Origin of the sequence: Paraniabella ginsengisoli (assembly GCF_022513635.1) — a bacterium.
Taxonomy (GTDB): domain Bacteria; phylum Bacteroidota; class Bacteroidia; order Chitinophagales; family Chitinophagaceae; genus Niabella; species Niabella ginsengisoli.
Genome location: NZ_JAKWBL010000004.1, coordinates 442,969 through 466,003, shown reverse-complemented (window position 1 = coordinate 466,003; position 23,035 = coordinate 442,969). Strand labels below are relative to the sequence as shown.

At 37.6% G+C, this 23,035-nt stretch carries 26 protein-coding genes and 1 pseudogene; 12 read left to right on the top strand and 15 right to left on the bottom strand.

Annotated elements, in window-relative coordinates; genetic code table 11:
• Positions 1–11: 11 nt before the first annotated feature.
• The 3 genes from MKP09_RS28695 to MKP09_RS19595 all read right to left on the bottom strand — a co-directional run bounded on the left by MKP09_RS28695 (position 12) and on the right by MKP09_RS19595 (position 1,552).
• The gene (locus MKP09_RS28695) at positions 12–620 is read right to left on the bottom strand and encodes an amino acid--tRNA ligase-related protein (protein ID WP_449587070.1); all 609 of its coding nucleotides are present in this window, start codon (positions 618–620) and stop codon (positions 12–14) included.
• A 135-nt stretch (positions 621–755) separates the two neighbouring features.
• Positions 756–1,283 carry a VOC family protein gene (locus MKP09_RS19600; RefSeq protein WP_240831979.1) on the bottom strand — a complete coding sequence of 176 codons (528 nt, stop codon included), beginning with the start codon at positions 1,281–1,283 and terminating at the stop codon, positions 756–758.
• A gap of 32 nt (positions 1,284–1,315) precedes the next feature.
• On the bottom strand, positions 1,316–1,552 hold the full coding sequence (locus tag MKP09_RS19595; RefSeq protein ID WP_240831978.1) for a hypothetical protein: 237 nt from the start codon (positions 1,550–1,552) through the stop codon (positions 1,316–1,318).
• Positions 1,553–1,807: 255 nt separating this feature from the next.
• On the opposite strand from MKP09_RS19595, the pseudogene rho reads away from it, so the two are divergent.
• A pseudogene (gene rho, locus MKP09_RS19585) lies at positions 1,808–3,491 on the top strand (transcription termination factor Rho).
• 167 nt (positions 3,492–3,658) lie between these two features.
• Positions 3,659–4,921, top strand: a complete 1,263-nt coding sequence (locus tag MKP09_RS19580) for an MFS transporter (RefSeq protein ID WP_240831976.1) — start codon at positions 3,659–3,661, stop codon at positions 4,919–4,921.
• Positions 4,922–5,307: 386 nt separating this feature from the next.
• Here the strand turns inward: MKP09_RS19580 and MKP09_RS19575 are convergent, their stop codons facing one another.
• Entirely contained in the window at positions 5,308–6,081 is a 774-nt protein-coding gene (locus MKP09_RS19575) for an alpha-L-arabinofuranosidase C-terminal domain-containing protein (RefSeq protein ID WP_240831975.1), read from the bottom strand.
• Positions 6,027–7,280 (bottom strand): hypothetical protein, encoded by a 1,254-nt coding sequence (locus MKP09_RS19570; RefSeq protein WP_240831974.1) that lies wholly within the window; start codon positions 7,278–7,280, stop codon positions 6,027–6,029. The genes MKP09_RS19575 and MKP09_RS19570 overlap by 55 nt, the downstream gene beginning before the upstream one ends.
• 207 nt (positions 7,281–7,487) lie before the next feature.
• Here MKP09_RS19570 and MKP09_RS19565 point away from each other — a divergent pair, with 207 nt between their 5' ends.
• A complete protein-coding gene (locus tag MKP09_RS19565; RefSeq protein WP_240831973.1) occupies positions 7,488–8,201 on the top strand; it encodes an NUDIX hydrolase in 714 nt (237 codons plus the stop codon).
• Positions 8,202–8,233: 32 nt separating this feature from the next.
• On the opposite strand, the gene MKP09_RS19560 is transcribed toward MKP09_RS19565, so the two are convergent.
• The 4 genes from MKP09_RS19560 to MKP09_RS26705 are packed head-to-tail and all read right to left on the bottom strand — an operon-like array spanning position 8,234 to position 10,735.
• The gene (locus MKP09_RS19560; RefSeq protein WP_240831972.1) at positions 8,234–8,545 is read right to left on the bottom strand and encodes a hypothetical protein; all 312 of its coding nucleotides are present in this window, start codon (positions 8,543–8,545) and stop codon (positions 8,234–8,236) included.
• A 45-nt stretch (positions 8,546–8,590) separates the two neighbouring features.
• Positions 8,591–9,580, bottom strand: a complete 990-nt coding sequence (locus tag MKP09_RS26715) for a S46 family peptidase (protein ID WP_262915538.1) — start codon at positions 9,578–9,580, stop codon at positions 8,591–8,593.
• Positions 9,559–9,885 carry a S46 family peptidase gene (locus MKP09_RS26710; RefSeq protein WP_262915537.1) on the bottom strand — a complete coding sequence of 109 codons (327 nt, stop codon included), beginning with the start codon at positions 9,883–9,885 and terminating at the stop codon, positions 9,559–9,561. Before MKP09_RS26710 ends, MKP09_RS26715 begins: the two co-directional genes overlap by 22 nt.
• Before the next feature lie 31 nt (positions 9,886–9,916).
• On the bottom strand, positions 9,917–10,735 hold the full coding sequence (locus MKP09_RS26705; protein ID WP_262915536.1) for a S46 family peptidase: 819 nt from the start codon (positions 10,733–10,735) through the stop codon (positions 9,917–9,919).
• Between the two features lie 714 nt (positions 10,736–11,449).
• On the opposite strand from MKP09_RS26705, the gene nadA reads away from it, so the two are divergent.
• Positions 11,450–12,331, top strand: coding sequence for a quinolinate synthase NadA (nadA, locus tag MKP09_RS19550; RefSeq protein WP_317235457.1), 882 nt, complete (start codon positions 11,450–11,452; stop codon positions 12,329–12,331).
• A 9-nt stretch (positions 12,332–12,340) separates the two neighbouring features.
• Here the strand turns inward: nadA and MKP09_RS19545 are convergent, their stop codons facing one another.
• From MKP09_RS19545 to MKP09_RS19530, 4 genes are all read right to left on the bottom strand, one after another.
• Positions 12,341–13,117 (bottom strand): CehA/McbA family metallohydrolase domain-containing protein, encoded by a 777-nt coding sequence (locus MKP09_RS19545; RefSeq protein ID WP_240831971.1) that lies wholly within the window; start codon positions 13,115–13,117, stop codon positions 12,341–12,343.
• Positions 13,051–14,418 (bottom strand): hypothetical protein, encoded by a 1,368-nt coding sequence (locus MKP09_RS19540; protein ID WP_240831970.1) that lies wholly within the window; start codon positions 14,416–14,418, stop codon positions 13,051–13,053. The genes MKP09_RS19545 and MKP09_RS19540 overlap by 67 nt, the downstream gene beginning before the upstream one ends.
• Before the next feature lie 109 nt (positions 14,419–14,527).
• Positions 14,528–15,595 (bottom strand): Gfo/Idh/MocA family oxidoreductase, encoded by a 1,068-nt coding sequence (locus MKP09_RS19535; protein ID WP_240831969.1) that lies wholly within the window; start codon positions 15,593–15,595, stop codon positions 14,528–14,530.
• 114 nt (positions 15,596–15,709) lie between these two features.
• The gene (locus MKP09_RS19530; RefSeq protein WP_240831968.1) at positions 15,710–16,831 is read right to left on the bottom strand and encodes a formimidoylglutamase; all 1,122 of its coding nucleotides are present in this window, start codon (positions 16,829–16,831) and stop codon (positions 15,710–15,712) included.
• Between the two features lie 236 nt (positions 16,832–17,067).
• Between MKP09_RS19530 and fabG the strand changes: the two genes are divergently transcribed.
• From fabG to MKP09_RS27570, 4 genes are all read left to right on the top strand, one after another.
• A complete protein-coding gene (gene fabG, locus MKP09_RS19525; protein WP_240831967.1) occupies positions 17,068–17,745 on the top strand; it encodes a 3-oxoacyl-ACP reductase FabG in 678 nt (225 codons plus the stop codon).
• 92 nt (positions 17,746–17,837) lie between these two features.
• Positions 17,838–18,395, top strand: a complete 558-nt coding sequence (locus MKP09_RS19520; RefSeq protein WP_240831966.1) for a DUF5715 family protein — start codon at positions 17,838–17,840, stop codon at positions 18,393–18,395.
• Between the two features lie 208 nt (positions 18,396–18,603).
• Positions 18,604–18,873 (top strand): chromate transporter, encoded by a 270-nt coding sequence (locus tag MKP09_RS19515; protein WP_240831965.1) that lies wholly within the window; start codon positions 18,604–18,606, stop codon positions 18,871–18,873.
• Positions 18,819–19,703: a chromate transporter gene (locus tag MKP09_RS27570; protein ID WP_317235411.1), complete on the top strand. Its 885-nt coding sequence runs from the start codon at positions 18,819–18,821 to the stop codon at positions 19,701–19,703. Before MKP09_RS19515 ends, MKP09_RS27570 begins: the two co-directional genes overlap by 55 nt.
• Here the strand turns inward: MKP09_RS27570 and nadD are convergent.
• Together nadD and MKP09_RS19500 are read right to left on the bottom strand one after the other, a co-directional pair.
• Complete coding sequence (gene nadD / locus MKP09_RS19505; RefSeq protein WP_240831964.1) at positions 19,691–20,263, bottom strand: nicotinate (nicotinamide) nucleotide adenylyltransferase; 573 nt, start codon at positions 20,261–20,263, stop codon at positions 19,691–19,693. The two genes, MKP09_RS27570 and nadD, sit on opposite strands and share 13 nt — an antisense overlap.
• Before the next feature lie 10 nt (positions 20,264–20,273).
• A complete protein-coding gene (locus tag MKP09_RS19500) occupies positions 20,274–20,504 on the bottom strand; it encodes a FeoA family protein (RefSeq protein ID WP_240831963.1) in 231 nt (76 codons plus the stop codon).
• Positions 20,505–20,604: 100 nt separating this feature from the next.
• Here MKP09_RS19500 and ybeY point away from each other — a divergent pair, with 100 nt between their 5' ends.
• The 4 genes from ybeY to MKP09_RS26690 all read left to right on the top strand — a co-directional run bounded on the left by ybeY (position 20,605) and on the right by MKP09_RS26690 (position 22,974).
• Positions 20,605–20,952 (top strand): rRNA maturation RNase YbeY, encoded by a 348-nt coding sequence (gene ybeY, locus MKP09_RS19495; protein WP_240831962.1) that lies wholly within the window; start codon positions 20,605–20,607, stop codon positions 20,950–20,952.
• Between the two features lie 155 nt (positions 20,953–21,107).
• Positions 21,108–21,836: an FAD-dependent oxidoreductase gene (locus MKP09_RS19490; protein WP_240831961.1), complete on the top strand. Its 729-nt coding sequence runs from the start codon at positions 21,108–21,110 to the stop codon at positions 21,834–21,836.
• Positions 21,803–22,594, top strand: coding sequence for an FAD-dependent oxidoreductase (locus MKP09_RS27565; protein ID WP_317235456.1), 792 nt, complete (start codon positions 21,803–21,805; stop codon positions 22,592–22,594). Before MKP09_RS19490 ends, MKP09_RS27565 begins: the two co-directional genes overlap by 34 nt.
• Complete coding sequence (locus tag MKP09_RS26690; RefSeq protein WP_394801131.1) at positions 22,591–22,974, top strand: hypothetical protein; 384 nt, start codon at positions 22,591–22,593, stop codon at positions 22,972–22,974. The genes MKP09_RS27565 and MKP09_RS26690 overlap by 4 nt, the downstream gene beginning before the upstream one ends.
• Positions 22,975–23,035: the final 61 nt, after the last annotated feature.

Here is a 23,035-nt window from a genome sequence, read left to right as displayed (position 1 = left end):
GCCACTAACTGTTAAGTTGGTCGATCTTCCAAAAAATCTTCTTTAAAATTGATAGAACCGTCTTCATTCTTTGGTGCCTTTTCAAAAGGCAACGTGGTTACCCGAAACATTTCGCCGGCGCCTTCAGCATCGCTTGCTGTGATGATGGGCGTGTGCAAATACACAAACCCTTTATCATTAAAAAATTTGTGAACCGCAAATGCCAAAGCATGTCGCACACGGAACACTGATCCAAAAGTATTGGTACGAAAACGCAAATGCGCTTTTTCTCTTAAAAATTCCAGCGAATGTTTTTTAGGTTGAAGCGGATAAGCTTCCGCATCGCTATCGCCCAAAATTTCGATCAAATTGGCTTTTATTTCCATTTTTTGCCCTTTTCCTAAGGAAGGAACGGCAATTCCGGTAACTTTTAAAGAAGCAGAAGTGGTAATTCTTTTTAAAAGCGCTTCGTCAAATTTGCCCAGTTCGGCAACAATTTGCAGGTTGGTATTGGTGCTGCCATCGTTTAATGCAATAAACTGGTTGTTGCGAAAAGTACGCACCCAACCCATTACCGTTACCTCCTGCTCCTGCGCATCTTGCGCCAGCAATTCTTTTATTTTGATCCGCTTGTTAAACATTGCTCTTTATTTTGGGCGGCAAAGATAACTTTTATTGTAGCATGTTGGGGGTTCTCACAGAAATCACAGATTAGCACAGAGGTTTAATCTTCCGTGAACTTCTGTGTTTTCTGTGAGAAAGAAACTTTAGTTTTTTTACTTGGTTGTTTTAGCACCTATTTGTTCGCCTAGTTTTTCGTATGCAATATCGTTCGGCTCCCACAATTCTATTTTGTTTCCTTCCACATCAATAATATGAACAAATTTTCCGTAATCATAGGTTTCAATTTTGTCGGCAATGGTTACCCCTTCTTTCTTTAATTCCTCAACCAGCGCTTCAATATTTTCAACACGATAGTTGATCATAAATTCCTGTTCGGAAGGTTCAAAATATTTCGTTGTTTCGGGAAACGGGCTCCATTGTGTAAATCCTTTTTTTGATGAGTCTGCTCCCTGGCGCCATTCAAATACTGCCCCATATTCATTGGTGTTTAATCCAAGATGTTTTTGATACCATGCTCTCATTTTGCCGGGGTCTTTAGTTTTGAAGAAGATGCCGCCAATGCCTGTTACTTTTTTCATTTGTATTTGTTTGGTTGGTTGCGTTGTTATGATCGATTTAAATGCGAAGCCGGAAAGAAAGGAAGCCGCAATAGTTAAAGCGATTAATAAAGGTTTTTTCATTTTTGCTTTGTTGCTTTCACCGCAAAGGAACGTTAGGAAAATACAATTTCTCCGTCATTTCTGTTGTGTCGTTTTTGCGGTGTACGACGATCTCTCAAATATACACGGTTTCTATTTTTCTTTTTCATATCCATTAATGTCAAAGACTTATACATCTCACTTCCTGCTGAATCATATTCCCCTCCGCCCAAAGGCTGGCGGACAGGCAGCTGTAGCTGGCCATTGCGCGGGTTCAGCGCCGAGCTGGCCACTACTGCAGATGGCCGCATCTTAGTTGATAGTAGCACTGCCGATGAGAGCCCCCGTTAATTCTTTCTAAAAAACTTATCCACAATAAAATGATTTTTTTGATTTTGAGGAAAACATACTATTTTCGCAGTAAGAAATGACCCAAGGCTTGTGATCATCTCTGCTAATTATTGATTTTCATTTCAATAAAGATTCATCCAAAAACAATTTTCAATTTATTTTTTGTTAATCAGCATACTAAAGCCAGTATATGATTAATATAAGTTTACACCCTTATGTATGATATTTTACAATTGAACGACATGCTCGTTCCGGAACTGTTAGACATTGCCGAACAGTTGAGCATCCCTGATGCGAAGAAATTAGATAAAAAAACGCTCGTTTACCAGATCTTAGATAACCAAGCCATCGCAGGATCGAAAAACGTTGCTACCGATGCTAAGCCAAAAAGAAAACGTATTGTGAAAACCACAACCTCTAACGGAACCGAAGAAGCCTTTGTTGAAGACGACGGAGAAGAAGAAGAGATCGACGAAAAGAAGGCAAAAGCTCCGGCCAAAAAGGAAAGGCTCCGGCCAAGAAGAAAAAAGCGCCTGCTAAAAAAGAAACTGAAGAGGCAGAAGATAAAGCACCTACATTGAAAGAAGATAAAGGCGCTAAAGAAAAAGCGGCAGAACCCGCTGCAGATGGCGAGTTTGGACTGGACCCGGCTACAGCTTCTTTTATTGAACAGGCATTTAAAGCCACCGAAAAATTTGCTAATCCCGCTCCAATTATTGTGGAAGAGCCTGTAGTAAAATCTTTTACTCCCAAAAAGGAAAAAGAAGCAGCATTTAATGTTGAGTTTGACGGCGTGATATTGAGCGAAGGTGTTTTGGAAATGATGCCGGACGGTTACGGATTTTTAAGGTCTTCTGATTATAATTATTTATCAAGTCCTGATGATGTATATGTTTCTCCTTCTCAAATAAAACTATTTGGTTTAAAAACCGGAGATACGGTTCATGGAGCCGTGCGTCCTCCGCGCGAAGGCGAAAAATATTTTGCGCTTTTAAAGGTGGATACCATTAATGGCAAAAGCCCCGAAGAAGTGCGCGACCGCGTACCTTTCGATTATCTTACGCCGTTATTCCCTTACGAGAAACTAAACCTGTTCACAAAGCCATCTGACTTGTCAACGCGTATTATGGATTTGTTTACGCCGATAGGTAAGGGACAGCGTGGTTTGATAGTAGCGCAACCAAAAACCGGTAAAACGATGTTGTTGAAAGCTGTGGCTAATGCCATAGCCGAAAATCATCCTGAATGTTACCTGATGATTGTGTTGGTTGACGAGCGCCCGGAAGAGGTTACCGATATGGAAAGAAGCGTAAAAGCAGAAGTGATCGCTTCTACCTTTGACGAGCCTGCTGAAAAGCATGTAAAAGTTTCTACCGTTGCTTTGCAAAAAGCTAAAAGACTTGTTGAGTGTGGACATGATGTTGTTATTTTATTAGATTCTATTACTCGTCTGGCTCGTGCACATAATACGGTGTCGCCCGCATCTGGTAAGGTTTTGAGCGGTGGTGTGGAGGCAAACGCTATGCAAAAACCTAAACAGTTTTTGGCGCTGCGCGTAAAATTGAGAACGGCGGATCGCTTACCATTTTAGCAACTGCATTAATTGATACCGGAAGCAAAATGGATGAGGTGATTTTTGAAGAGTTTAAAGGAACCGGTAACATGGAATTGCAGCTTGACAGAAGACTTTCCAACAAGCGTATTTATCCGGCTATCGACCTTACCGCATCTTCAACGCGCCGTGATGATTTATTATTAGATAGAGATGTGTTGCAAAGAATGAATTTATTACGTGTATATCTTGCAGACATGAAGACAGAAGAAGCGATGAATGATCTGCTGAGACGCATGAAGGGAACGAAGAGCAACGAAGAATTTTTGGCGAGTATGAACTCTTAATTATAAAAAATTTATAGTTAAAGCCCGGTACCGTCAGTGTGCCGGGCTTTTTTAATTTTTTCCATCCCCTTCACGCAACGTTGACAAAGAATACAAAGTACACAACGATAAATATTTAATTTATCCTTTTGTTTCTTGTTAATAATGTGAAACATCCCTCTACCTCAATGAAAAAGTTTTTAGCCCTTTATATTAACTCGTACCGAGGTTTATCAACACCCGCATGGATGCTGGCGTTGGTCATGCTGATCAACAGAACAGGAGCGATGGTACTTCCTTTTCTTGCTATTTATATGCGCGAGCATTTGCATTTTTCTTTACAGGATGCGGGCATTGTTTTAAGCTTTTTCGGCCTGGGTTCTTTGTTAGGAAATATTGCCGGAGGCTGGTTGACCGATCGTTTTGGAAATTTTAAAGTACAGTGCCTGAGCTTGTTTTTAGTGGCGCCTTTATATCTTTTAGTGGGCGCGCTGGATACTGTTCCTGCTTTATCGGCGGGCATCTTTTCTATTTCTTTTGTAGCCGATCTGTTCAGGCCGGCAAACTCTGCTGCTATTACCAGTTATGCAAAACCCGAAAATATAACACGAGCTTTTTCGCTTAACAGAATGGCTATTAATCTTGGTTTTTCCTTTGGTCCATTTTTGGGAGGATTGCTGGCGTCGATATCGTATAACTTTTTGTTTTGGGGCAATGCGTTAGGTAGTTTTATTGCTGGCATTATCTTTTTTGTTTATTTCAATAAAGTAAAGAAACGTACTGTTGTAAAAAGTAACGAAGTCGTTTTTAATAATAACACACGTCGTTCTGCATACAGCGATTGGCCATATATTTTTTTCGCATTTGCGTGTATGCTATATTTCATTCCTTTTTGCCAGATACTGAATGCCATTCCTTTATTCTTTAATGAAAAAGCAGCATTGAACACAGCGCAAATTGGTACTATAATGGGCTACAGTGGTTTTATTATTGTCCTTACAGAAATGATGATTGTTAGTTTGGCTCAAAAGCGTTTCTCTGTTTATAATAGCATTTTGTTAGGTACGGTATTTATAATTCCCGGGTACCTTATTTATCTTTTTACGACCGAGTTATTGATGTTATATATTTCTATTTCCCTGATCAGCTTATCTGAAATGCTTGTAATGCCTTTTACGGCCACTGTTGGGGCTTTGCGTGCAGGAACACATAATAAAGGATCTTATATGGCGCTTAATGCTCTTGGGTTTTCAATGGCTTTTATCATAACGCCGTTTCTTTCTACAAAAATAATTTCCGCTTATGGATATAATGGCCTTTGGCTAACGGATGTATTGTTTATCATTACAGCGCTGGTATGCTTTGTTGTTATCAAAAAGATCATGCCTTTGCAGGAACCGGCGGTTACATTGGAGAAAAGTAAAAAAGCGACTTTAGAGGATGCCCTTTAGTTTTATTTAAGTTGTTTAAACTTGTTTTCACCACATATATACATAAGGTTTTATGATAAATAGGAAACATAAATACATATAATCGTTCATTTACCGGGAGGCTATGTCCGCCTACGGCGGATACTATATAACCTCAAACGAAGCAAATGCTATATATCTATATGCCCGCCCGGATGACCGATCGGACGGTGTTTATTAAAAAACTAAGCAAGTTCAACGTGAGTGCAAAACAGGTACTATCCGTCATTGCTCACCCCACTTCGCTACATTTGAAATATCCTTCGTCGACATGATGCCCTTAACTTGTTGATCCCTATTTCAGAATAAGCAAAACTCAAGTTATTTAAGTTAATAATGTCAAACCCACGTCGGACACGGGTTTGCTGTTACGAATATTTAATTCGTATCACATTAAAAGAATATGCTTTCAAAAGTAATGTTGATTTTTTCCCCTGCAATTTTATATCTGTCACTTTAGGGCTTATCATTTTTGGTTTATCCAAATTATTCACTACATCTAATGCTTCACTATGCAAAGTGGTTTGCTTTGCTGATGTTGTTAATTTTTTAACACCTTTAATATCTAATGTAATACTTTGCTGTTTCGGTAAAGCATTTACAATTTTTAAAATAATTTCATTGGAGGCCGCATCAATAGCGGCGGTAGCGTAAAGGCTATCCTGTCCGGCGATCGCTTTTCCGTCAAGCGAAATGGGTATTACGTCTGTGCCCTTATTCGTAGAATATAATTTTTGAACATAATAACTTGGCGAACCCACTACATTCAAATTATTTACCCAGATAAGATCAGGCGCCCATTGCCAGCCATGGTAATGTGCAAATAGTGGCGCATAAGATGCCATCTGCACCACTTCCGCATTTCTTTCCAAACCGGTTAGAAACGCGGCTTCCGAAAGTGCATCAAGCCAATTATTTTTTACGGGGCCTGTCGTTCCTTGTGTATGCGAAGCGTATTCCCCGGCAAAAACTTTTGAGCCGTTTCTTGGATAATTATCGTAACGATTTACATTACTGAAAAAGAATTGCGGTGGCCGATAATAATGTTCGTCAATAAAATCAGTTTTAATTTCTCGAAGCGCTGTATTTAAATAATTAAACCTATCGCCTTGCGGATCAGTGCCAGAACTGGCAATAAGCATTTAATATCGGGATATTTCTCTTTTATTGCTTTTTGAAAAATTTTAAATCGATCCAGGTATTGCGGGCCCCAGTTTTCATTCCCTACTCCAAGCATTTTTAAATGGAATGGTTCAGGATGTCCCATGTTTGCGCGAACTTTTCCCCATTTAGTTGTAGCGTCTCCGTTGGCAAATTCAATAAGGTCCAGCGCGTCATTTATATATGGATTCAATTGATTTAAAGGAATAACTTCTGCTGAATTAAACTGGCAAGCCATTCCACAATTCAAAATAGGTAAGGGCTCTGCTCCAATATCATCGCAAAGCTGAAAATATTCAAAGAATCCAAGTCCAAAAGTTTGAAAATAATCGGGTGTTGAACGATGAGGAAACTCATAATTCCAGCGGTTGATAATTAACTGTCTTTCTTCAACTGGGCCCACCGTTTTTTTCCACTGGTATCTTTGCGAAAGATCGAACCCTTCTACTATACAACCTCCGGGAAATCGAATAAATCCTGGTTTCATATCTGCCAACATTTGCACCATATCAGCTCTCATTCCACCTGGGCGCTGCTTCCAAGTATCTTCAGGAAAAAGCGAAATCATGTCCAGGTCTATCGCTCCATTTCCTTCAAACGAAATACGAAAAGAACCTTTTTCTTCCGTTTGATTTGCTTTAAATGATATGGCTAACTTTTTCCACTCTTTATTCTCTTCTTGTGGAAACAGCTCAGTTGACCCAATGATTTCTTTCTTTTCGTTAAGCAATTCAAGATGCATCTTTACTTTGCCAGATGCCATTCTATATAAAACTGAAAAGTCATACCTGAGATCTTTTTTAATTCCCATTCCTCTGAACCCTTCATTTGTCAATGTCAATGATCCTTTAGATCGGTTATGCACATTGATCCTGGCGAAACGAGGATTTGCGGTGTTTATTCCTCGATTTTGAATTAATACGGCTCCTTCTTCAACGGGGTTTTGTTCAATCTTCCAGCCCATTAATGGTCTAAAAAATTCAAAAGATCTGTTCTTTATAAGTTCCGCATAAATACCACCATCTGCACCCATATTAATGTCTTCGAAAAAAACACCCCACATAGTAGATTGTATAGGCGCTATTGGTTTATCTGCTTCAATAACAAAATTCTTATTTTGCGCATGTACATAAAAGCTGAAAAAAATGAGAACAGCAGGCAGAAACTTTTTAATATACATATTGATACTAAAATTATATAAGTAATAGTAGGATATTTGCTGGCAGAATGCAATCGACCTCTATTTTCAAATTTAATTGTTTTTATGACAAATAAAAATATTTATTTTTGTTCCTTTAGATTAGATTCATGTATAATTTTCTGTTTTCTTATTTTGCCACCTGAATCCTTCGTTTGGAAATTTTTCATACTATTTAGATAAACCATTTTGACCAAAGAAAAAAGATATCAAAAGATCACGAAGTTTACAGTTGCTGTGGACTGCATCGTTTTTGGATTTGACGGCACCCGTCTTAAAATTTTACTGATTAAAAGAGGTTTAGAACCTGAAAAAGGCAAGTGGAGTTTAATGGGTGGTTTTGTAAATGAAGATGAGAGCGCTGACATTGCTGCAAACAGGATACTTAAAACACTTACCGGGTTGGAAGGAATTTACCTGGAACAATTCCACACGTTCTCTTCTCCGGAAAGAGATCCTGTTCAACGGACCGTTTCAATTGCCTATTTCGCATTAATAGATATTAATAAATACAAGGAATCGATCAATACAGATTTTGAGGCAGAATGGTTTCCTATCAAAGAGTTTCCGCACCTTATTTTCGATCATAATGAAATGGTATTGCTAGCTCAAAAGAAACTTCAATACAAAGCAGCTTCGCATACTATTCTTTTTGAACTACTCCCTGATAAATTTACTTTGCCTTTATTGCAAAGCCTTTTCGAAGATGTATTCAATACCAGTTTTGATAAAGGAAACTTTAGCCGCAAAATGCTTTCAACAAAACTTTTAATAAAGCAAAAGGAAAAAGATAAAAGCAATTCGAAAAAGGGCGCTTATTATTATAAATTGGATAAAAAACATTATGAAGATAACCTTCATAAAATTTTGAAACTTATTCCAAATCCCAACAACTTACTATAAACAAAAAGGGCGCTAAGCGCCCTTTTTTATTTTTATGCCTTTTCGGTATCGGGCCCTGGTTCTGTTTTTTCAGACTCTTTATTTCCAAACAAATCATGCATCCATTTCTCTGCACCAGGAAAATGTTCTTTAATAGCGTCCGTTCCTTTGGTGGTTAATTCACTGAAATAATCTTTTGCATTATCGGCCGCTTTTACAGCGTCATCTTTTAGTCCATTTGCTTTCTCTTTTAAATTCTTGATCATCTGTTCTTTTTCTTCATCGCTCATGCTTGAGTACTTGCCAGCAGCCAGGCCAGCTAAGGCGCCGAGAATAAAAGTTGCGATATGCTTATTGTTTACCATGGTTTTTATTTTTTGTTTGCTTAAAGTTAACGAATATATTACTCTCTATTTTTTTGGATATACCAGGTTCATTTCTTCTACCAGATGTTTTGCTCCGGCATACTTGTCAACTATAAACAGCACATATCTTATATCTACCATAATATTTCTGCATATAGACGGATCGTAATTAACATCACTCATGGTACCTTCCCAAACCCGGTCAAAATTTAAGCCAATCAAATTACCATAAGCGTCTAATGCAGGGCTGCCGCTGTTTCCGCCGGTTGTGTGATTGGATGCTATAAAACAAACCGGCACTTTTCCATTAACCGCATATTTTCCAAAATCTTTTTTCTTATATAATTCGAGCAGTTTTTCCGGAACATCAAATTCATAATCGCCTGGTTTGTATTTTTCCATTACTCCATCTAAGTAAGTATAGAATTCGTATTTTTTTCCAAGAGGAGATGTATATCCATTTACATTTCCAAAAGCTACGCGCAAAGTGCTATTTGCATCAGGATAAAATGTTTTATTATTGAATACATCTATCTGGGCTTTCATATAGTTTCTTTGCAGTTGGTTGATGGTTGTTTGCAGCGCGTTCAATTTAGGCACTACGTCATTATCATATAAGTTGGAAATAGATAGAACCAGTTTGGCCGCTTCATCAGTATTTAATGCAGTAAATAATTTAGTAGGATCACTCTTTACAAGATCTATAACTTTTTCTTTATCTGCAAAAATACTTTTACTATATATGTCATCAGCCCAGGTTTTATAGTTTGTAAATTTTTTCAATTGTTCTTTTGCATAGGGTGAAACATACTCTGGTGGCTGGTTTTCGATGTAAAGCTGCATCATGGCTGCGAAAATATCTTTATCTACATTTGTATTATTTTCTTTTAGAAAATCATTCATCCATTCTATTTCTCTTATCAATGCTTCTGAATAATTATTATTTTCTTTCTTACTACTTAACGCACGAATTCTTTGTACAATAGTAAAGAGTTCTATTTTACTTGTTGTTTCTAAATAATAATCACGCGCCAACGCAACGGCTTTATTTGCCTGTATGTTTGATTCAGTTCATTTAGTACGTTTCCATATTCGCTTTTCAAAGCGGCATCGTTATTTAATTTATCAAGATAATCTGCTTCGTACTTCAATTTTTTATCGAGCGCTTTTGTATTAGTTAAACCCAGCACTTCGCCCTGCCATTTTTTCCAGGCGTTGCTAATGCCGGCATATTTAGAAGCATATTGAATTTTGATTGATTCATCTTCACGCATATATTTATCTATAACCTTTAATGCTTTGTCTCTTATTAAGATTTTAGCAGGATCGTTAACTGTCATAATCTGATCAACAGCCTCACTTGGCAGATATTCAGTTGTTCGGGGGAAAACCGAATACCATCGTAAAATCTCCTTCTTTCACACCACTCATAGAAATGGACAAAGATTTTTTAGGCTTGTACGGTACATTTTCTGGAGAGTAGTCTGCAGGTTTATTATCTTTCCCCGCATATATTCTGAACATACTAAAATCTCCTGTGTGCCTGGGCCACATCCAATTATCAGTATCTTTTCCAAAGTTGCCAATAGCCGAAGGCGGCGCGCCAACAAGCCTTATATCATTGTAGGTTTCTGTTATAAATAGATAATATTTATTTTCTTCAAAAAAAGGGCGGATAAAGGCGCTTTGATATGCCTCCTTCCTTGCAGCATTTAATTGTTGCCTTGCATTTTTGTCTATTTGCGACTGTCGCAGGTTTTCGGCCATAGACTTATTTACACCTTTCAAAACCTGATCAGTAACATCATCTATCCTAACAATAAAAGTAACAAACAAGCCAGGGTTCGGTAATTCTTCTGCGTTTGATTTAGCCCAAAACCCGTCTCTTATAAAATTTTTATCAAGAGTAGAATGATTTTGTATAGCATCAAAACCGCAATGATGATTGGTAAGTACAAGTCCTTTATCAGAAATAATCTCACCTGTACAGAAGCCTCCAAAACTTACGATAGCATCTTTAAGGCTGCCTTTGTTCACATTATATATATCGGATGCGCTCATCTTCATGCCAAGCGACTTCATCCTTTTTTCATTAAGTGTTTCCAACAGTTGCGGCAACCACATTCCTTCATCAGCTCTGGCAATACATGATAATAATAAGACGCAGAAAACAAATAGTAATTTCTTCATAAAGCATTTTTAGTAACTAATAAAACTTCCAAATCTGGGATATATATATAATAATAGAAAAAGCTAGTGCAGGAAGCATCGTTTTCTAATTTCTAAGGCCGGATCAGGAATTATTTCTCCCCAAAGATATGTGAATAGACGTTCAAAAATGTGGATATCACCGTGTGAAACGTTTGTATGAAATGTGGTTATTGGGATATAATATGCTCTGGAAGTTACCACTTCCCAAAAAGAGTTAGTACCTGTAAAATTATACCTAGAATATTAACACAATGTAAAGTCGGAAATGAAAATATTTTATCCAGCATCAGAAATCCACAATTTTGTTAATAACAGTTATAGAATCAGTGTTGCTGCATCTATGCTATGTTAATTTGTATGTGTTTTGTGTGGAAAACAATTAACTTCTAATTTTGTAGTAATTGTGAATTACGAGTTATCCACTAATTCACACCCCTAATAATAATAGGTTTTATTTTAAAAATATATATATACTTATTATTAGAACTAAAAGAGGGATAATAAAAAATTCTTTCAAAAAATTTCGGTTAGCAGTGTATCATTGCACCGGATTTAAAATATTCAATCATGGAAGCAGCAGTTTTAGAAAATGCAAAGCAGGAGTTAGACGAAAAAGGTTTTTGGATGTTGATGTGGACCCGACGTTGGATCTTTTTGAAGAAATCAACAAGCTGAAAAAGAAAAAATGCAGTAATTCTTGCGCATTACTACCAGGAGCCCGACATACAGGATATTGCAGATTACATTGGCGATAGCCTGGGACTGGCGCAGGAAGCAGAGAAGACAGATGCGGACATGATCGTTTTTGCAGGTGTGCATTTCATGGCAGAAACAGCGAAAATTTTAAATCCTACTAAAAAAGTTGTTATTCCCGATTTTAAAGCAGGTTGCTCATTAAGCGATAGTTGCCCACCGCCTTTGTTTCAAAAATTCAAAGAGCAACATCCAGATCATGTTGTTGTGAGCTACATCAATTGTAGTGCAGGTATAAAAGCGTTAAGTGATGTTATTGTTACCAGCAGCAATGCCCGCATTATTGTGGATAGTTTTCCGGAAGATCAGAAAATAATTTTTGCACCTGATAAAAACCTGGGTGCTTACATCAACAAAGTAACGGGTAGAGATATGTTGCTTTGGAATGGGGCCTGCATGGTTCACGAAATTTTTAGTTTGGAAAAGATCACCAAGTTACAACAACAACATCCTAATGCTAAATTTATTGCACATCCTGAATGTGAAGAGCCCGTATTAAAAATGGCTGACTTTGTTGGATCTACAACAGGGTTGCTGAAGTATACGATGGAGAATGATGCTACGGAGTTTATAGTGGCTACAGAGACGGGTATTTTACATCAGATGGAGAAGGCTAGTCCAACGAAAAAATTTATTCCTGCTCCTCCTGATAATGGCTGTGCTTGCAATGACTGTCCACACATGAAAAGGAATACACTGGAAAAAATTTACCTATGCATGAAGTATGAGTTGCCCGACATTATCATGGATGAAGAGCTGAGATTAGCCGCTAAAAAACCAATCGACAAAATGCTGGAAATTAGTAAAGCTGCTGGATTGTAGTTTTTACTCTTACTCCAACCATATCATGGGTGTAAATGCACCATTAGCAGCAATGTCCCAGGCTTCTATGCGCACCCATTTTTTATTGGTAAGATTTACAGGCCATTTGAATTTTTGTTTACCAAAAGCTGTAGTATTATTCAAGTTTATTTTTTCTCTGTAAACTTTTTTTCCATCACCGGAAACTATTTCTGCAAAATTGAGTGGGTAGGTCCAGTTTAGTTCAGCATCTATTACAGCTTTACCATTTTGAGAAACTTTTAAAACATCTCCTGATTCTTTTCCATTAATGGTGAAAGATGGTATTAATACCTCACCAGTAGAAACAAAGAATTTTCCTTTTCGCATGGCATCTAAAACAGTTTGCCAGCCCTGTTTGTAATCAGGTATATTTTTTAGTTTAAGATAAGTAACATTAAGATGGGCGTACATTTCATTTTGTTCGGTAATGGTAAATATATCCGATTCAGCAATAGCATATTTTTTATAACCCCAATTGGCCATATCGTCCATCAGGTCAAGTACGCGATGACTAAGGCTTGGCCATGAAAGGTCGGCTGGTATTGATTTCCAGGCTGCGCCTAAATAAGTATCCGATTTAAAAAAGTCTTCATCCTTATATTTATCCGGATACCCTGTAGATGCTTTCGTACGTGCATGCGCTACCCATGCTAATCCATTTTCTTTTTCAAGCAATTTCAACATTTCATCTTTATTACCTACTCTGTACACTTTTCCATATATAGGATGCTGACTTTCAAACGGAGCTTCAGGTTTTCTTGACATGATCCAATAAACAGGTTTTGGAAAAAGGCTAGCCAATGGCCACCATAAAAGTTATTTGCTTCTTCTCCGGGAAGGAGAAGGAAACTATCATTTGACAAACGTTTGGTTTGATCAAACAATGCTTTTAGCTCTATTAACCTGATAGAGTCTGGCCCTTTAGGATGACCCGGACCATGAAACTCTGCGAGCTTTACAATATCCAATCCTGCTTTTTTAAGAACCTGTACAAACTCAGGATTTTCCGGAACCGGTTTACCTGAAAGTACTACATCTGATATAAACTCATTATGAAAATGAGTAGCCATTCTTTTATAACCCGGCAATGAAACATACGCATCATTATTGGTGAATTTTTTTACCTCGTTTAATGCTACTTCAGGTTTTTTATCACTTAATAAGCAGAAAAAATTTAAACGCTGATCCGTTTTAGGAGGAGCATTAAACCATGGGATAAACCTATGATCTCCGGCTGGTTCCTGGCGTATACCAATTCCAAAGTCGGGCACCATGTCCAGATAATTTTTTCCATACCAAGTAAAGCGTAGATTAAATGCTTCGTCAAGCGGATAAAAATATTGGTGCGGTGCAGGAAAAACAGCCAGGCTACCAGACTCGCTTTCTCCAATAATGGTTCTGTATTTAACTTCTTTATTAATACTTTGTGTATTTGAAGTAGGTACAGTTGTTTCTATTTGATTGCGTACATTAGACCATGCAATATTTTTCCATGCTTCTTTTTTAGAAACTAATCCAGCATCATATAAAATTGCAGTAGAATCCTTGTCAGTCGAAATAACAGCAGCTATATTAAAAAGAGGGCTTCCATTATAAAAGGTTATTTCTAAATGACCGGCAAATCCTGCTGTTTGAAGGCTGTTGATTTTAACGACGGTTGATGAACCCTGCGTATGAACGCTGGCATTTTTTTTAGTGAAAGAAATGACATTGGTGGTATAAGGACTATTATGTACTTTATCAAAGAATATATCCCAACCACCACTGGATGGATCTAATTTTCTTTTACCGACACGAAGAATAAAAACCGGATCGAGGTTTTTAGCAATTTCTTTATAAGATGATTTGCTGCCTGTGTTTAAACTGTTGATCAAAGGTTGCGCTTCTTCAAGATTGATAAGCATTTTGGAAAATGTTGATGAACCGCTGGGCCATTCAACTGAAAGTAATTTGTTGTTCACTTTAACAGACGCACCATTATCACTATAAGATTTTAGATCTACATTTTGTTGGGCATTTATAACAAAAGAGAAAAGAAGTAAAATGGATGCAAGGCAATGTTTCATTCGTAGTTTTTTGTCGTTAGAAAGCTAAATAGTAAAGGTTGTAAGATAAAGAAAAATCGTTTTTGTTACCACGAAATGGCAAAAAAATAACGCTTCTGAAAAGAAGCGTTTATATCTGTTTTACTAAATTATAATGTAACCACTCTTTTTCCTGATTACTTTTTAAAGCTGCGTCTATAACACGCATTGTTAATACTGCGTCAGAAGCGGGTACAGGGTTGGGTTTGTCGTTTACAAGTGTGTCGTAAACATCACTATAAAAATCCATATAATTGCCCATCTCAGAGCGCGTTTCTTTACGAACACTTTCTCCGTTAATTGTTGTGTGTAAAATTCCATCAAAACCTTGCGGCGTGGGAATCCAGGTTTCTATCGATGGTATTTCATCAGCAAGCAGTCGCGACTCCTGCAAATCTGAACGCTGCTGCATAAAAGTTCCGTTTTCACCGTTTATAACAAAAGGATAAATTGATTCCCTTGCAAATACCGTCCCTTTTATTCTAACTCTGAATGGGCGTGGATAGTAAAGCAAAACTTCAAAATAGTCATTTGCGATCATGTCTTTGCGCATAGCGAATACATCGGCGAACACAGCTTCAGGAAAGCCAAATAACTGTATCGCCTGGTCAATAAGGTGAGCACCTAAATCGTGCAGATTGCCTGCTCCAGGTTTATCTCCTTCCTTGTGATCTTTGCCACTATGCCCAGTGCGATAACGATCGTATCTTAATTCTGCTTCTTTTAGTTCACCTAAAATATTTTCCTGAACAATATCTTTGATAGCTTTATAATCCCCGTCGTACCTACGGTTTTGATAAACTGTTAATAAAAGATTTTTTGATTTGGCCAACTCATCTAACTCTTTTGCTTCTTCAGCGTTTACAGTAAAAGGTTTTTCAACTACAATATTTTTTCCGGCATTTAATGCTGCTTTTGCATATTCGAAATGTGTTTGAACAGGAGTATTAATCACTATCAATTCTAATGTATCATCACTAATCATTTCTTCAAAAGATCGATACAGTTTTGAATCGGGATATTTTATTCTTGATTCTTCTTTATGTCTCTCCACTATTGCGCTGAGTTCGTAATTGGGATGCGCCTGTATAAAAGGTGCATGAAAAAGTTTGCCACTCATGCCGTATGAAGCAATACCTGTTTTAATGATGTGAGCCATGATTTGTCTGAACTTGGATTTTTAGGATTATAAGATTAAGAGTATTACAATATAGTTAATTATCTAATCTTAAATATTTTTCTGTATCTGTCAACAATCATCTGTCAACTTTATTTATCGCTGCTGTGCCCTAAACCATCGTTCAGGAATTTCATTGTGGCTTGCGGTCAAATAATCTTTATAACTACAAGGGATGAAAGTTTTATCTGGCAACAGCATCCACCAGCGGCTTGTTTTTTTACTTTGAAGAAATGTTGTTTCTATTTCGGCAAATGCCATCTGGTATTCATTAAAATGTTCGAGTTGGTCGAATGAAGCTTCTTTAAGTCTTCTATGTCTCCCGTCTATTGTGTACCACAACATGTGACTGATTTGTTTTGCCGTGAGTTCATCCTTGTCATGTTGCGGGTTGTATCCAAATATACCTATTGATTGCATGTTACTGCTCATCCCCGCATATTGCATAAGAATACAGGCCTCTTCGCCGTTAAAACCATTTGGTGTTAACTGATTGGCAGGCGCATACGCATTAGCAATAGCGCTTATGTCGAAAGAAAAAATATGACTATTGCGGATAGCAGGTTCTATTTCTTCCATGTCTTCTTTCACATGCCCCACACGGAAGAAATCAAACTTTAATTTATCAAGGGTTTGTAGCATACCTGGATGGACCAGGTAACTTTGAAAACCCAAATGGTTATAATGTTTGATATAATTAGGTTCGCTGGTAAAAAGCTCCATTAAAAAGTTATCATTTCTGAATGGCGATTCCATATCCATATCAATGATAGCATCAACACCCGTCATCTCTACTTGCTGTTTAGCATTTTTACAGGCATTATATTGAGATAAGGTAAGATCCTGCGATCCTCCAATTACAATAGTTGTTTTACCTAACGCAGTCAATTCTTCTATAACAGTTTGTAATGCGGCGACTGTATCATTATAAGTTGCACCTTGTTTTATATTACCTATATCTGCAATTTTTATTTTATCGTGCCAGTAAAATAACGAATAGAAATGTTTTCGAACTAGCTCGGGAGCTACACTGGCGGGTCCTAAAAAGCCACGTCCACGTTGTTCTCCGCATCCTACTAAAATAATATCAGCATTATCAACGTCTGGAAAGGATTCATTATAAATATCAATAGCATTGCCTAATTGCCCGGGCTTGTATGTTTCATCGCCTGTAATTTCTACAACATTTACTTCAGATAAAAAATCGATAATAGACATGGGCGCAATATAGGTTTATTTTGAAAATGGGTTATGGATTATGTAAAAGCTTCAACAACTATTTTTTGATGAGATAGGCTGATTGCATTTGCCGCTATTTTAATTGCAATTGATAAGTAAAGCAAAAAATAATTACTTTACTTTGCAAGCATACTAAATAGTAGAAAAATGAAACTTCTTGAGAACAAAGTAGCGATTGTTACCGGAGCAGCCAGAGGAATAGGGAGGCAATTGCAGTGAAATTTGCTGAACACGGTGCCAATGTTGCATTCACTTATGTTAGCGATAGCAGCGCAGAACGTGCAACCGTGCTGGAAGAAAAACTGAAGGGATTTGGAGTAAAAGCAAAAGCTTATAAAAGTAACGCAGGAGATGTACAGCAATGCGAAACTTTTGTAAACGATGTCTTGAAAGAATTTGGTTCTGTTGATATATGCGTTAATAATGCTGGAATATCGAAAGATAATTTGCTGTTGCGTATGACGCCCGAGCAATGGAATGATGTGATTAACGTAAACCTGAACAGCGTTTTTTATATGACGAAGCAGGTGATAAGGCCTATGATGAAAGCAAAAAGTGGAACCATTATTAACATGAGCTCAGTAATAGGAATGATGGGGAATGCCGGACAAGCAAGTTATGCAGCAAGCAAAGCAGGAATTATTGGTTTTACAAAAAGCATAGCAAAAGAGCTGGGCAGCCGTAATATTCGCTGTAACGCAATTGCCCCCGGATTTGTAGAAACCGATATGACCAGTTATTTAAATGATAATGCTGGCGCTGAAAAATATCTGGCAGACATACCCTTAAACAGATTTGCCAAAGCTGAAGATATAGCCAACGTAACTTTATTTTTAGCGTCTGATATGAGTAGCTATATCACTGGCCAGACAATAAGCGCATGCGGGGATTAAATATATAGAAGAAGAATTCAATTGACTAATAATCAATTATTTAGTATGTTTTTATAAACTTTTATGATTCTCGCTTCAAAAGCCGTTCTATTTTGATTAAATATTTACTTGTACTTACATATTTGTTTTTTGGTGGGTTTTGCTCATTTGGGCAAACCAAATACGATGTACATCTTGAAGCAGCAAAGAGAACGGGCATTCCTCCTATAAAAAACCAGGCGCATGTAACTTCTTTAGTAAGCAAAAAGAAACTTGTGGTTGTATTTGCTAAAACCGGCTATACGATTGCCAAACTTACCCATAGCAGACCTTATGTTACTCCTAAATCATACCGTATTTTAAAAGAAATAGGAGTTAATTTTTACAAACAAAGTAAGAAGAAAACATTTACTGTAACGTCGATTACTCGCACACTTTATGATCAAAAAAGATTAGCAAGAGTCAATAGCAACGCTGTTACCAGCAAATTAAGCTCCCATAATTTTGGATGTTCGTTCGATATTTCGTATATTAGGTTTAATAGGCGAAAAGCACCAAATGCACGGCTCGAAAAAACTTTGCAAAGTGTATTAACACAAATGCAACGCCAGGGTAAATTATATTTTATTAAAGAATACAGGGAGAAATGCTTTCATGTGACAATTAGATAGGAGGTGAATTCGAACTGATTTTGCTTTTAATATTTTATCTTTAAAGACATTTAATAAACTTTTTCAGCTTCATGCTGCTCCGCCATTTACAATTTTTAAAATTGGTTTTGTTACACGGAATTACTGCGTTTGGCGGTCCTCAGGCGCATTTGGCAATGATGATGAAAACGTTCGTAAAGAAAACTCCTATGTAACAGAGCAGGAGTTAATGGAGTATAATGCCTTTTGTCAGTTACTACCCGGCGCATCTTCTACACAAACACTGACATTAATCGGATTTAAAAGAGGCGGACCCATTTTAGCAATTCTTACATTGTTGATATGGATACTCCCTGCCTGCACTATTATGTGTGCCCTTTCTTTTTTGTGGAATATATTGAAGGGACAACTAAACATTTCGACATTTTTAAGTTTATCGTTCCAATGGCAACGGGTTTCCTCATTTTTGCCTGTATTGCTGCTTTGCCCTATTCTGTAAAAAACCTGGTCACGGCGGTTATAGCAATTGCCGCGGCTATAGCAACATATGTTTTCTTTGGAAAGCCATTTTTTGTTCCTCTCTTAATTGTTGCAGGAGGCTGTATTACCAACCTTAGTCGCAAAAGGATTCCTCAACTAGACGTTAAACCGGGGAAAATCCGATGGTGGAATATTTGGCTTTTTGCCATTATTTTCATTGCTGCCGGTATATTAAGTGAAGTAGCGCGCAAAAACGATTGGCAAAATAGAAAGCCCGCCAATCTGTTCGAAAATTCTTATCGTATGGGAAGCCTCGTTTTCGGCGGTGGGAATGTATTAATGCCAATTATGTATGAGCAATTTAGTGTTAGGCCGGAAGCCGTAAAAAACAGAAATCCTAACGCAATTCATATAGATAAGAAAGATATGTTAACAGGGATTGGTATTGTAAGAGCAGTACCCGGACCGGTTTTTTCAATAGGATCTTATACAGGAGGGTTGGCACTAAAAGATGGTGGCGCTGGAATGCAGATCATAGGCAGTATAATTGGTATGGTTGGCATTTTTCTTCCAAGCGCATTGTTAGTTCTTTTCTTTTTTCCTATTTGGAACAGGTTAAAGAAGTATTCTGCGATTTATCGATCACTCGAAGGTATTAATGCTGCTGTGCTCGGAATTATGGTGGGCTCAACCTTCTACATTTTAAAAGATATAACTCTTTTTGACGGTACTGGTGTAGGGTTTATCAATATTGGAATTGTATTGGGAACAGCTGTTACATTGATCTTTACAAGAGTTCCTGCTCCAGTAATAGTCGTATTATGTGTGGTGCTGGGTTATTTTCTGTAATGGCCTGCTTTTTCAATTTCTGTGATCACCGCCTCGGGAAGCAGATATTTCAAAGATTTTTTCTCTTTAATCAATTTTCTGATTGCTGTTGCAGATAATTCAAGCAACGGGGCCTTTAGTATATTAATTTTGGCGTTGATGTTATCCGCTATCTCAAATCCTGGCCGTTCATAAATTAAAATTTGATAGTTCTTTAAGATAAACTCAAAGTTTTTCCAACGGCGAATATTCTGGAAACTATCACTACCCATTATAATACAGAACTCATGCTGAGGGTATTTCTCGGAAAGGTGTGCTAAAGTTATAGATGTGTAAGAAGGTCTCGGCAGAGAAAACTCAATATTTGAAGCCTTTAGTCTGTCGTCGGCTTCTATAGCTACATTTACTAAATGAAACCGATGATTTTCATCTAAAAGAGAGCTGGTTTCTTTCAAAGGGTTATGGGGAGAAACGACAAACCAAACCTTATCTACAAGGGTTTCATTAAGTATATGGTTTGCAATTATAAGGTGTGCATGGTGGATAGGGTTAAATGAACCAAAATATAATCCAATCCTCATTTGTTTGCGCTTAAATGTTTACGACTATTTGTCTGGCTTCTTCGGTACGTAGGCTAAGCAAATATCCGGCAACGGAAATGGACATCGGATCATTAAAAAGGGCTTTTTGTACAACTTCTATTTGTTCACCTGGAAGACATCCCATCTCCATTAATTTTAGAAATATTTCTTCTGTTGTAAACTTAACAATCGTAGCTATTTGCCCTGGCTGAAGGTCGGATAACAATAGTTCATTTACCATATTGCAAAACTAAGCATTGTTGTTTGTCTTTTGTTTGCGAATTTTGAGGAATGCATCCTAAAGAATTCATAATAAACACTTACATTTTCAAAAGAGCGTAGTGCTAAAAAAGAGGCGATCATTAAAAGGATTTATAGCGATTCAGCTATTAAAGGCAGGTAAATCAGGGTCAGAGGTGAATATTGTTTTTTGCTCTGATGATGAGGTGCTTGAAATAAATAAGGAACACTTAAGGCATGACTACTTTACTGATATAATAACCTTTGATCTTTCCGAAAAGAGCTCCGGTTTTCTGGTTTCAGATATATATATAAGCGTAGATAGGGTAAGGGATAACGCCCAAGCTATAAAAGGAAGCCTGAACGATGAACTTCACCGGGTCATATTTCATGGAATATTGCATCTGATAGGGTATAAAGACAAAACCTCAAAAGAAGCAAAAAAATGAGAAATATGGAGAACCTGTGGTTAACAGAATACGAAAAGGTTGTTGTTCCACGTGAAAATCAGGATCAACAATAGTTCCACGTGAAAACAATCTTATAGTAGATAAAAAGAGAGGCGGATAACAGCCCCTATAATAATTTATTACCTTTGCGAACTATGTTTCCAGAATATGATGTTATAGTTGTAGGCGCTGGCCACGCCGGATGTGAAGCTGCTGCCGCCGCAGCTAATATGGGATCAAAAACCCTGTTGGTTACAATGAATATGCAGACGATAGCTCAAATGAGCTGTAACCCTGCAATGGGCGGAATAGCCAAGGGGCAAATTGTAAGAGAAATAGACGCAATGGGCGGATATTCAGGTATAATTACCGATTTGTCTATGATTCAATTCAGAATGTTGAACAGATCTAAAGGCCCGGCAATGTGGAGCCCGAGGGCTCAAAGCGATAGGATGGTGTTTGCCACAAAGTGGCGCGAAATGCTGGAACAAACGCCAAATCTTGACTTTTACCAGGACATGGTAAAAGGGTTGCTTATAAAAGATAATCGCGCATGCGGAATTATTACAGGTTTAGGACATGAAATAAAAGCAAAGGCTGTAGTATTAACAAATGGAACATTTTTAAACGGTATAATACATATCGGTGAAAAGCAGTTTGGAGGCGGACGTGTCGCAGAAAAAGCCGCAACAGGGATAACAGAGCAGCTTGTTGCATTAGGATTTGATAGTGACCGCCTCAAAACAGGGACTCCGCCACGCGTTGATGGCCGAAGCCTGGATTATTCAAAAATGGAAGTTCAGGAAGGGGATGATGACATTGTTGGCTTTTCTTTTTCCGATACAAAAAAATTGAGGCAAAAGAGCAACGTTGCTGCTGGATAACATACACAAGCCCAGAGGTTCATGAAATTCTGAAAACAGGATTTGATCGCAGCCCGATGTTTGCAGGAAGAATTGACGGCGTTGGACCCAGATATTGCCCCAGTATTGAAGATAAAATAAATCGCTTTGCAGACCGGGATCGTCATCAACTGTTTGTAGAACCCGAAGGATGGAATACCGTAGAAATATATGTAAACGGATTTTCGACTTCGTTACCGGAAGATGTTCAATACAAAGCCTTGCGAACCGTTCCTGGTTTTGAAAATGTTAGATTTTTCAGGCCGGGTTATGCCATTGAATACGATTATTTCCCACCAACGCAATTGAGCAATACATTGGAAACAAAATTGATTAGCAATTTATTTTTTGCTGGCCAGATTAACGGAACGACTGGATATGAAGAAGCTGCCTGTCAGGGGCTGATGGCTGGAATTAACGCACATCAAAAAGTGATAGAATCAGAAGCGTTGGTATTGAAGCGTAGCGAGGCTTATATTGGTGTTTTGATCGATGATTTGATCAATAAAGGAACCGAAGAGCCATATAGAATGTTTACTTCACGTGCAGAATATAGAACCCTGCTACGGCAGGATAATGCAGATGCGCGCCTCACTCCGTTAAGTTATAAATTAGGTTTGGCGAAAGAAGAAAGAATGATTGCGATAGAAAAGAAGAATAAAAATGTGGCAGAGATCAAAACCATTCTTCAAAAGACCATGATCGAGCCAGAAGAAATAAATAGCTTTCTGAATCTATAGGTTCTTCAAAAATCAATGAGAAACATAGGGCAGAGAAAATATTACTTCGACCAAACATAGAATTGGCAGACCTTACAGCAACCCTTTCCAAATTAAACGAGCCGTTGAAAAATTTTTCTAAAGAAGAGATAGAACAGGCTGCTATCCAAATTAAGTATGATACATACATTGAAAAGGAAAAGGAAATTGTCACACGGATGAGTGAAATGGAAAACCTTTCCATACCTGATAGCTTTGATTACAGTAAATTGTCTTCATTAGGCAACGAGGCGAAAGAAAAATTAAACAGGATAAGACCAAGAACATTAGGGCAGGCCAGCAGGATTTCTGGGATAAATCCAAGCGATGTGCAGATATTGATGGTTTACATGGGAAGATAAATACTTCAAAAGTATGTATCGACTTTTAATTTCAATAATAATTGGCAATAAATTCAAAAAT

Coding starts and splice junctions, on each gene's coding strand:
- MKP09_RS28695 (WP_449587070.1), bottom strand. CDS start 620: ATGTTTAACAAGCGGATCAAAATAAAAGAATTGCTGGCGCAAGATGCG.
- MKP09_RS19500 (WP_240831963.1), bottom strand. CDS start 20,504: ATGGTAAATGAACTATTGTTATCCGACCTTCAGCCAGGGCAAATAGCT.
- MKP09_RS19560 (WP_240831972.1), bottom strand. CDS start 8,545: ATGGTAAACAATAAGCATATCGCAACTTTTATTCTCGGCGCCTTAGCT.
- MKP09_RS19575 (WP_240831975.1), bottom strand. CDS start 6,081: ATGCTTATTGCCAGTTCTGGCACTGATCCGCAAGGCGATAGGTTTAAT.
- MKP09_RS19600 (WP_240831979.1), bottom strand. CDS start 1,283: ATGAAAAAACCTTTATTAATCGCTTTAACTATTGCGGCTTCCTTTCTT.
- MKP09_RS19535 (WP_240831969.1), bottom strand. CDS start 15,595: ATGGCTCACATCATTAAAACAGGTATTGCTTCATACGGCATGAGTGGC.
- MKP09_RS19490 (WP_240831961.1), top strand. CDS start 21,108: ATGTTTCCAGAATATGATGTTATAGTTGTAGGCGCTGGCCACGCCGGA.
- MKP09_RS19580 (WP_240831976.1), top strand. CDS start 3,659: ATGAAAAAGTTTTTAGCCCTTTATATTAACTCGTACCGAGGTTTATCA.
- MKP09_RS19540 (WP_240831970.1), bottom strand. CDS start 14,418: ATGAAACATTGCCTTGCATCCATTTTACTTCTTTTCTCTTTTGTTATA.
- MKP09_RS19570 (WP_240831974.1), bottom strand. CDS start 7,280: ATGTATATTAAAAAGTTTCTGCCTGCTGTTCTCATTTTTTTCAGCTTT.
- MKP09_RS19545 (WP_240831971.1), bottom strand. CDS start 13,117: ATGTCAAGAAAACCTGAAGCTCCGTTTGAAAGTCAGCATCCTATATAT.
- MKP09_RS19530 (WP_240831968.1), bottom strand. CDS start 16,831: ATGTCTATTATCGATTTTTTATCTGAAGTAAATGTTGTAGAAATTACA.
- MKP09_RS27570 (WP_317235411.1), top strand. CDS start 18,819: ATGGCAACGGGTTTCCTCATTTTTGCCTGTATTGCTGCTTTGCCCTAT.
- MKP09_RS26705 (WP_262915536.1), bottom strand. CDS start 10,735: ATGAAGAAATTACTATTTGTTTTCTGCGTCTTATTATTATCATGTATT.
- MKP09_RS19515 (WP_240831965.1), top strand. CDS start 18,604: ATGGAGTATAATGCCTTTTGTCAGTTACTACCCGGCGCATCTTCTACA.
- MKP09_RS26710 (WP_262915537.1), bottom strand. CDS start 9,885: ATGACAGTTAACGATCCTGCTAAAATCTTAATAAGAGACAAAGCATTA.
- nadD (WP_240831964.1), bottom strand. CDS start 20,263: ATGAGGATTGGATTATATTTTGGTTCATTTAACCCTATCCACCATGCA.
- MKP09_RS19595 (WP_240831978.1), bottom strand. CDS start 1,552: ATGCGGCCATCTGCAGTAGTGGCCAGCTCGGCGCTGAACCCGCGCAAT.